The organism is bacterium (assembly GCA_035454885.1).
Taxonomy (GTDB): Bacteria; UBA10199; UBA10199; order JACPAL01.
The window spans coordinates 1-8,905 of sequence record DATIGE010000024.1; the positions used below are offsets into that span (position 1 = coordinate 1).

9 protein-coding genes are annotated in these 8,905 nt (G+C 61.2%); 8 read left to right on the forward strand and 1 reads right to left on the reverse strand.

All coding sequences use genetic code 11. From position 1 onward, the window contains the following. Window positions 1-112 precede the first annotated feature (112 nt). Window positions 113-805 carry a hypothetical protein gene (locus tag VLJ37_05215; GenBank protein ID HSA59067.1) on the forward strand — a complete coding sequence of 231 codons (693 nt, stop codon included), beginning with the start codon at window positions 113-115 and terminating at the stop codon, window positions 803-805. Window positions 806-877: 72 nt separating this feature from the next. Here the strand turns inward: VLJ37_05215 and VLJ37_05220 are convergent, their stop codons facing one another. Continuing rightward, the gene (locus tag VLJ37_05220) at window positions 878-3,256 is read right to left on the reverse strand and encodes a sodium-translocating pyrophosphatase (protein ID HSA59068.1); all 2,379 of its coding nucleotides are present in this window, start codon (window positions 3,254-3,256) and stop codon (window positions 878-880) included. 127 nt (window positions 3,257-3,383) lie between these two features. On the opposite strand from VLJ37_05220, the gene VLJ37_05225 reads away from it, so the two are divergent. From VLJ37_05225 to VLJ37_05255, 7 genes are all read left to right on the forward strand, one after another. After that, window positions 3,384-4,967: an Rne/Rng family ribonuclease gene (locus VLJ37_05225; GenBank protein HSA59069.1), complete on the forward strand. Its 1,584-nt coding sequence runs from the start codon at window positions 3,384-3,386 to the stop codon at window positions 4,965-4,967. A gap of 106 nt (window positions 4,968-5,073) precedes the next feature. Continuing rightward, window positions 5,074-5,382, forward strand: coding sequence for a 50S ribosomal protein L21 (gene rplU, locus VLJ37_05230; protein ID HSA59070.1), 309 nt, complete (start codon window positions 5,074-5,076; stop codon window positions 5,380-5,382). A gap of 55 nt (window positions 5,383-5,437) precedes the next feature. Further along, a complete protein-coding gene (gene rpmA, locus VLJ37_05235) occupies window positions 5,438-5,692 on the forward strand; it encodes a 50S ribosomal protein L27 (protein ID HSA59071.1) in 255 nt (84 codons plus the stop codon). A gap of 6 nt (window positions 5,693-5,698) precedes the next feature. Beyond that, a complete protein-coding gene (obgE, locus tag VLJ37_05240; GenBank protein ID HSA59072.1) occupies window positions 5,699-6,688 on the forward strand; it encodes a GTPase ObgE in 990 nt (329 codons plus the stop codon). 9 nt (window positions 6,689-6,697) lie between these two features. Further along, window positions 6,698-6,955 carry a BolA/IbaG family iron-sulfur metabolism protein gene (locus tag VLJ37_05245; protein HSA59073.1) on the forward strand — a complete coding sequence of 86 codons (258 nt, stop codon included), beginning with the start codon at window positions 6,698-6,700 and terminating at the stop codon, window positions 6,953-6,955. Further along, window positions 6,937-7,758 (forward strand): glutamate 5-kinase, encoded by an 822-nt coding sequence (gene proB / locus VLJ37_05250; GenBank protein ID HSA59074.1) that lies wholly within the window; start codon window positions 6,937-6,939, stop codon window positions 7,756-7,758. The genes VLJ37_05245 and proB overlap by 19 nt, the downstream gene beginning before the upstream one ends. Beyond that, the coding region (locus tag VLJ37_05255; GenBank protein ID HSA59075.1) for a glutamate-5-semialdehyde dehydrogenase at window positions 7,758-8,905 on the forward strand (1,148 nt) is incomplete at its 3' end. The genes proB and VLJ37_05255, both read left to right, overlap by 1 nt.

Here is an 8,905-nt window from a genome sequence, read left to right on the forward strand (position 1 = left end):
AGCTTATAAAAATATTCGAGGCGAAAACAATGGCACGAATAATGCTTCCCTTAAGCGCTTCCAGAGAGCCGCCCAAATGGTTTGGGCGGCCCACACAAACGGGGGAGGTCTTATGTTTGGAACCAGAGGATACAGAATCGGGGTGATCGCCGGGTCGTTGGCCCTGGCCGCTTTCCTAGGCACGGCATCGGCGCAGACGACCAGGGACGTCACGGCCGGGAAAAGCATCAAGGTGCGAGACGCCTATACGTATACGTTCCGGCCGGTGGACAAGGGATTCGGCATCCGGGACTACACGTTTTTTCCTGGAGCGGATAACATCAGTTTTATCACCAATACCTACAAAATGCAGGATTACACGATCCGTAACTTCTTTCGGGAACGCCTGGAGTACGATGCCATCAATAAGTCCTACAAAGAATTCCGGAACCAATTCGAAGAGGCCGACAACATCGAGGAGCTGAAACTCTCCACGTATATCACCAGCTTCTTTCAACCTAACCAATTCCTGGCCTTCGCAGACGCCATCGACAGGAACTTTACCGCGGCAGCCCGCGATGCAGATTACACGTTCACCGTCGACCGCGGCAGCGTGGACAAATTCTTCAACAATTACTTCACCTCGAACGTGAACTGGAACGTGACGGCGGCTTATTCGGCGTTCATCAAGGAATTCAATTATAAGGAGGAGGACTTCACGATGGCCACTTTTAAGGAGTTCTTCTTCGTCCCGGGAATGCTTCGATTCTTTGGGATTTCCTACATGACCAACGTGTCGGCTGTGGCAGTACCGACCAAAGACTAGAGGGTCTCATCGGATTGGAAAAGGGCAAGGGCTCCGGAGTCCATTCCGGAGCCCTTGTTTTTTTCAAAAAGGTCAGGATTTGATCCGCATCCCGTAGAACGACCGGATGACGAAAACCGTCGAGATCAGGAAGAAGGCGCCGGCCAGGACCGCGCTCAGGTTCCGCGAAAGCTCGATCGCGAGCTCCACGGCCAGGAGGCCGAAGAGGGTCGTGAACTTGATGACGGGATTCAACGCGACCGATGACGTGTCCTTGAACGGATCGCCGACCGTATCGCCGACGACCGTCGCGGCGTGGAGCGCGCTCCCCTTCTCCTTCAGCTCCACCTCGACGATCTTCTTGGCGTTGTCCCAGGCGCCGCCCGCGTTCGCCATGAAGATGGCCTGGTAGAGGCCGAAGAGGGCGATGGAGATGAGATAGCCGACAAAGAAGTACGGCTCCAGGCACGCGAAGGCGAGCGTCGAGAAGAAGACGGTCAGGAAGATGTTGAACATCCCCTTCTGCGCGTACTGCGTGCAGATGGCGACGACCTTCTTGCTGTCCTCGATGGAGGCCTTTTCGCTGCCCTCCAGCTTGATATTGGCCTTGATGAACTCGACGGCGCGGTAGGCCCCGGTGGAAACCGCCTGGGTCGAGGCGCCCGTGAACCAATAGATGATAGCGCCGCCCGTGATGAGGCCGAGCAGGAACGGCGGGTGCAGGAGAGACAGGTTCTCGATCCCGGTCGTGAGGCCGTTGGTCAGCAAGACGATGATGGAAAAAATCATCGTCGTGGCGCCCACGACCGCGGTGCCGATCAACACGGGCTTCGCGGTGGCCTTGAAGGTGTTGCCGGCCCCGTCGTTCTCCTCCAAGAGGTGTTTCGCCCTGTCGAACTTGACGTCAAAGCCGAAATTCTTCTTCAGGTCCTCCTTGATGCCCTTGATCGACTCAATGGTCGAGAGCTCGTAGACCGACTGGGCGTTGTCCGTGACCGGCCCGTAGGAATCGACCGCGATGGTCACCGGCCCCATCCCCAGGAATCCGAAGGCCACGAGACCGAAGGCGAAGACCGCGGGGGCGAGCATGAGGTCTTTCAGGCCCAGGACGCTCACGCCGTAGGCGATGCCCATGAGAAGCACGATCACGATGCCCATCCAGTAGGCGCTGAAGTTGCCCGCGACAAAACCCGAGAGGACGTTGAGGGAGGCGCCGCCCTCGCGCGAGGCGGTGACCACTTCGCGCACGTGGCCCGAATTGGTCGAGGTGAAGATCTTGATCATTTCGGGGATCAAGGCGCCGGCGATCGTGCCGCAGGTGATGATGGTGGAGAGCTTCCACCAAAGCGTCCCGTCGCCCAAATCCGGGATCAGGAGGTAGGACACCGCATAGGTCATTCCCAGAGAGACGAAGGACGTCAACCAGACGAGGAAGGATAGCGGCGCCTCAAAGTTCATCTTCTCGGCATGGCCGTAACGAGCCCTCGCGATCATTTCGTTGATGAGATAGGAGAGCCCGCTCGCGATGATCATCATGATGCGCATGACGAAGATCCAGACCAAGAGCTGGACCTGCGTCGCCGCCTGGGGGACGGCCAGCAGAATGAAGGTGATCAAGGCCACGCCCGTCACGCCGTAGGTCTCGAATCCGTCGGCCGTGGGACCGACCGAGTCACCGGCGTTGTCGCCCGTGCAGTCGGCGATGACGCCCGGGTTCCGCGCGTCGTCCTCCTTGATGTTGAAGACGATCTTCATCAGGTCCGACCCGATGTCCGCGATCTTCGTGAAGATGCCACCGGCGATACGGAGCACGGAGGCGCCCAGCGACTCGCCGATGGCGAAACCGATGAAGCAGGGCCCCGCGTAATCCGCCGGAATGAAAAGAAGGATGCAGAGCATCATCACCAATTCCGTGCTGATCAGGAGCATGCCGATGCTCATTCCCGCCCGGAGCGGGATCGAGCACACGGGAAAGGCCTTGCCCGTCAAGCTCGCGAAGGCCGTGCGGGAGTTCGCCAGCGTGTTGATCCGGATGCCGAACCAAGCCACGCCGTAGCTGCCGGCGATGCCGATCAGGCTGAAGAGCAGGATCATGAGCACCTTGTCCGTCGAGAAATGCCGGAGCGTCGAGAAGTAGACCCAGATGATGACGCCGATGAACGCCTCAAGGATCAAAATGAACTTGCCCTGGGTGATGAGGTAGGTCTTGCAGGTCTCGTAGATGAGCTCCGAGATCGCCTTCATCGAGTTGTGAACCGGGAGCTTCTTGACCTGGGCGTAGATGACCAGACCGAAGACCAGCCCCAGGCCGCAAACGATCAATCCCTTCATGAGAAGGCTGTGCCCGTCCATCCCCAGGAACGTCTGAGAGGCGAGATCCGGGAGCACCAGCTGCGCCTCACTGGCCATGGCCGAAAGCGGGGCCAAAACAAGGGAGAGCATGCCTAGACAGAACAGTTTCACTCGGCTCATCTCGGACTCCTTTTGTATGAGAATTCCTGATATTGAAAAAGACGCGGCTTTATAGTCGGGCGCCGTATCTTTGTCAATTAATTGAGATTTCTATTGAAGGATCGCGAAGTTCCGCTAAAACAACGGCGTGTCGAATGAGCTCATCGTCAACGTCACGCCCACGGAAACCCGGATCGCCCGCCTCGAAGGCGGCCAGATCTCGGAACTGATCGTCGAGCGCCTCCAAGACGCCGGCCTCGTCGGGAATATCTACAAGGGCAAGATCGTCCGGGTCCTGCCCGGCATGCAGGCGGCCTTCGCCGAAATCGGGCTTGAACGCACGGCCTTCCTGTACGTGACCGACATCGCGCCGGAGCTCGCCATCGAGGAGATGATGGCCGGCGAGGAGGAATCCCCTCCCCCCGACCGCCCCCGCTTCGAAAAACGCTCCAACCGCCAGATCCCTCAAATCCAGGACCTGGTCCGCGAGGGCCAGGACGTGGTGGTCCAGATCGCACGGGAGCCGATCGGCACGAAAGGGGCCAGGCTCACCTCGCACATCAGTCTCCCCGGCCGGTTCCTGGTCTACATGCCGACGGTCAATCACATCGGGGTCTCGCGCCGGATCCCGGACGAGGGCGAACGCACGCGCCTGAAGAACCTGATCGAGAAGCTCCGGCCGGAAGTGAACGCCTCGGGCGGATTCATCGCCCGGACGATGGCGGAAGGCGCGACCCTCAAGGACGTCAAGCAGGACATGGAGTACCTGACCAAGCTCTGGCAGGACATCGACGCCAAGAAAAACGACGTCAAGGCGCCCGCCCTGCTCCATCGGGACCTCTCCGTCGTGCACCGGGCCGTCCGCGACCTTTTTACGCCGGACATCGACCGCATCCTCATCGACGACAAGCGGGAGATGGAGAAGGTCAAGAGCTTCATCGAGACCTTCCTGCCGCGGGCGGGTAACTTCATCCAGTATTACGACGGACCGGAACCCATTTTCGACGCCTGCGGCATCGAGGTGGAGATCAGCCGCGCCCTCGGCAAGAAGGTCTGGCTCAAGTCCGGCGGATACATCATCGTCGAGGAGACCGAGGCCCTGATCGCCATCGACGTCAACACCGGCAAGTTCGTCGGCAAGCGGAACCTCGAGGACACCATCCTCAAGACCAACCTGGAGGCGGTCAAGGAGATCGCCTATCAGCTCCGGCTCCGGGACCTGGGCGGCATCATCATCCTCGACTTCATCGACATGGAGCGTCCCGCCAACCGGGAAAAGGTCTATCAGGCCTTGAAGGACGCCCTGAAATCCGACCGTTCCAAGACCACGATCACGAAGATCACGGACCTGGGACTGGTCGAGATGACCCGGAAGCGCACGCGCGAGAGCCTCTCGCGCCTCCTCTGCGAGACGTGCTTTTACTGCGAGGGCCGGGGCTACCTGAAGAGCCGCGCGACGGTCTGCCACGAGATCTTCCGGGAGCTGCGCCGGAACCTCTCGGACATCCATGAGGAGATGGTGACCATCCAGACCCACCCCTCCGTGGTCGAATTGCTCTTGGAAGAAGAGAGTCCGGGCCTGGAGGAATGGGAACGCAAGACGGGCAAGAAGGCCGTGGTCAAGGCCCGGGAGGACTACCACCTGGAGCAGTTCGAGATCACCGAGGGAGCCGTCGGGGGGAGCCCGGCCAAGCCCGACGAAGCGATTGACAAAGACCGCCGGAGCGTCTAGAAAGCCCCTTCTTTTTAGCGGGGGATCGCTCCGCGCCTCCCCCGAACCCCCTGCAGGTTGCTGCGAAATAAGTTCGCCATCAACCTGCTGTAACTTAAGGTATTTTATGCACGCAGTCATCGAAACGGGCGGAAAGCAGTATCGGGTCAAGGTCGGCGACGAGATCGAGATCGAAAAACTCGAGACCAAGGCCGGCGACAAGGTCAATTTTCCGGTCCTCTTGATCGAGGACGGGGAGTCGATCAAGCTGGGCAAGCCCGTCTTGGAGGGCGCCGCCGTCGCCGGAGAAATCCTGGACCAGACCAAGGGGCCGAAGCTGATCGCCTACACCTACCGCAAGAGGAAATCCTCGGAGCGCAAGGTCGGCCACCGGCAACCGCTGACGCTGGTTAAAATTACTGATATAAAGGGTTAATACACCAAGGCTTCGCCTTGGTGCGATTCAATCTTGGATTTTTAAGGAGTTCATCGTGGCGACTAAAAAAGGCGGAGGCTCCACCTCCAACGGACGCGATTCCAACGGCCAGCGGCGCGGCATCAAGCGTTACGCGGGCCAGGCCGTGAACGCGGGCACCATCCTGGTCCGCCAGCGCGGAACGCAGATCCACCCGGGCCAGAACGTCGGCGTCGGCCGCGATTGGACCATCTACGCGAAGGTCGACGGGATCGTGAAGTACGAGGCCTTTGGACCGACGAAAAGAAAAGTCAGCGTCTACCCGCAGTAACCCCCTATGAAATTCATCGACGAGGCGCGCATCTTCGTCAAAGGCGGAGACGGCGGCCACGGCTGCGTCTCGTTCCGGCGGGAGAAGTACGTCCCGCGCGGCGGGCCGAACGGCGGGGACGGCGGGCGGGGCGGGAACGTGATCTTCCGCTCGGACACCGGCCTCTTCACCCTCCTCGACTTCAAGTACAAGCGCCATTTCGAGGCGGAACGCGGCGAGCACGGGCGTGGAAAAGACCAGTACGGCCACGCGGGAGACGACGTCGTCATCCGCGTCCCCTTGGGCACCTCCATCCGCGAGGAAGCGACCGGCCGCGTCCTCGCAAATCTTGAAAAGGAAGGCGACGAGGCCGTCATCGCCCACGGAGGGCGTGGCGGGCGCGGCAACATGCACTTCGCCACGTCCACCAAACAGGCCCCCCGGGAGGCGGAGGACGGGACCCCGGGCGAAGAACGCTGGGTCGTCTTGGAGCTCAAACTCCTGGCCGACGTCGGGTTGATCGGATTCCCCAACGCCGGGAAATCCACGCTGCTCGCGGCGGTTTCCGCCGCCAAGCCCAAGATCGCCGACTACCCGTTCACGACGAAGACGCCGGTCTTGGGCGTGGTCGCCGCCGGGCGCAAGAGTTTCACCATGGCCGACCTGCCGGGCCTGATCGAAGGCGCGAGCGAGGGCGTGGGCCTGGGCGTGCGTTTCCTCAAGCACATCGAAAAGACGCGCGTCTTTCTCCACCTCATCGCGCTGAACGACCCCGAACACCCGGACCCTTGGGAATCCTATCAAACGATCCGCACCGAGCTCGAGTCCTACGATCCGGAATTTCTCGAGCGGCCCGAAATCATCGTACTCACCAAATGCGACCTGCCGGACGTGAAGGAACGCCTCCCGGAGGCGAAAAAGGCCCTCAAGAAATCGAAGCGGAAGATCTTCGCCATCTCGGCGGCGACGCACGAGGGTCTCGAAGAACTCTTGCGGGAGACGGCGAAACGGGTTTAACTCACGCCCATGACCCTGAGAACACCCGAAGAAATCAAGGCCATGATCGTCGGCAAGTTTCCCGACGCCCAGGTCGCGTTGAAGGACCTCACGGGCACGGGCGACCACTGGCAGGTCACGGTCGTCACGAAATCATTCGAAGGCAAGCCCATGCTCGAACAGCACCGGATGGTGAAATCGGTCTTCGAAGCCGACATCAATTCCGGGGCCGTCCACGCCTTCTCGCTCAAGACCTACACCCCCGGCGAATGGCAGAAAAAATCGTGAAAGGACGGCCGCTCGAAAGGATCATCCGCCGCACCCGTCGCGTCGTCGTCAAGATCGGCTCGTCCATCCTCGTGGACCGCAAGGGGCGCATCTCCCACCGGGCGCTGTTGGGCGTCGCCGACGGCATCGCCGCCGTCCGGCGCAAGGGCGTTCACGTGATCCTCGTCTCCTCCGGCGCCATCGCCTCGGGCATGCAGCACCTGGGCTTTCGGAAGAAGCCCAAAAAGATCGCGGAGCTCCAGGCCTGCGCCGCCGTGGGACAGCCGATCCTCATTCATATGTATCAGAAGGCCCTCTCGCGGGCCCGGCTCCAGGCCGCGCAAATCCTGCTCACGCGGCCCGACCTGGAGAACAAGGCCCAATACGCCAACGCCAGGCACACGATGAAGGCGCTCTTAAGGCGCGGGATCGTCCCCATCATCAACGAGAACGACACGGTGGTGGTCGACGAAATCCGCGTCGGCGACAACGACAACCTCGCCGCCTTGGTCGCCCGCCTCGCGGACGCCGATCTCTTGGTTCTGCTCACGGATCAGGACGGCTTCTACACCGCGGACCCCCGCAAGGACCCGGCGGCCCGCAGGATCGACGTGGTCGAAAAAATCGACAAAAAGCTCTTTGAACGGGCCTCCGGGACGGATAACGTGGGGTCCGTGGGCGGCATGAAGACCAAGCTGGAGGCGGCCCGGAAGGCCGGGCGCGCGGGGGTCCCGACCGTCATCGCCCACGGCCGCAGCAAGAGGATCCTGGAAAGAATCTTCGCGTCCGAACCGGTCGGATCGCTATTTTTGGCGAGGACTTGATGCCTTCCGCTCTCGAAAAGAAAATCGTTTCCGTGGCCAAGGCGGCCCGCGAGGCGTCTTTAAGCCTCGCCAAACTCCCGACCGAGGCGAAGAACCGTCTCTTGACGGAGATCGCCGATGAATTGGTCCGCAGGAAGGACGAGATCCAGGAATCCAACCGGAAGGACCTCAAGACCGCCGAAAAACAAAGGCTCCCGAAGGCCATGGTCGACCGCCTGACCTTGAACGACCGGCGGATCGAGGAGATGGCCCGCGGGTTGAAAGAGGTCGCCGAGCTCCCGGACCCGGTCGGCACCGTCGTGAAAACCTGGGGGCGGCCGAACGGCCTGGTCATCCGGCGGGTCCGGATACCGCTGGGCGTGATCGGCATCATCTACGAATCGCGGCCGAACGTGACGGTCGACGCCGCCGGCCTCTGCCTCAAGTCCGGCAACGCCGTCGTGCTCCGGGGAGGGTCGGAGGCCATCCACTCCAACGTCTCTTTGGGAAAGATCGTCCGGAACGTCCTGAAAAAGAACGGCGTGGATCCGAACGCGGTGCAGGTGGTCGATACGCCGGACCGGGAGGCCATGAAGCTTCTGGTCAAGCAGTCGAAATACATCGACCTGATGATCCCGCGCGGCGGCGGGGCCCTGATGGCGTGGATGGAGGAGCACTCAAAGATCCCGGTGATCAAGCATGACAAGGGGGTTTGCCACGTCTACGTGGACGAATCGGCCGACTTCAGGATGGCCGAGAAGATCGTCCTCAACGCCAAGGTCCAGCGTCCCGGCGTCTGCAACGCCCTCGAGACGCTCCTGGTGAACGCGCGCGTCGCCCCGGAATTTCTTCCCGGGATGGTCAAACGCCTTCAGGAAGCGGGCGTGGAGATCCGGGGCGACGAAAAGACCCGGTTGCTCGCCCCGGGCGTCAAGAGGGCGGCGGAAAAGGACTGGGGCGAGGAATATCTCGACCTGATCCTTGCCGTGAAGGTGGTGCCGGATCTGGAGGAGGCGATCCGCCACATCCAGAAATACGGATCGATGCACACGGAGACGATCGTCACGCAGGACGAGGGCCGCGCCCGAGAGTTCTTGGACCGCCTGGATTCCTCCGTCGTCCTCTGGAACGCGTCGACCCGGTTCAGCGACGGCGGCCAGTTGGGCCT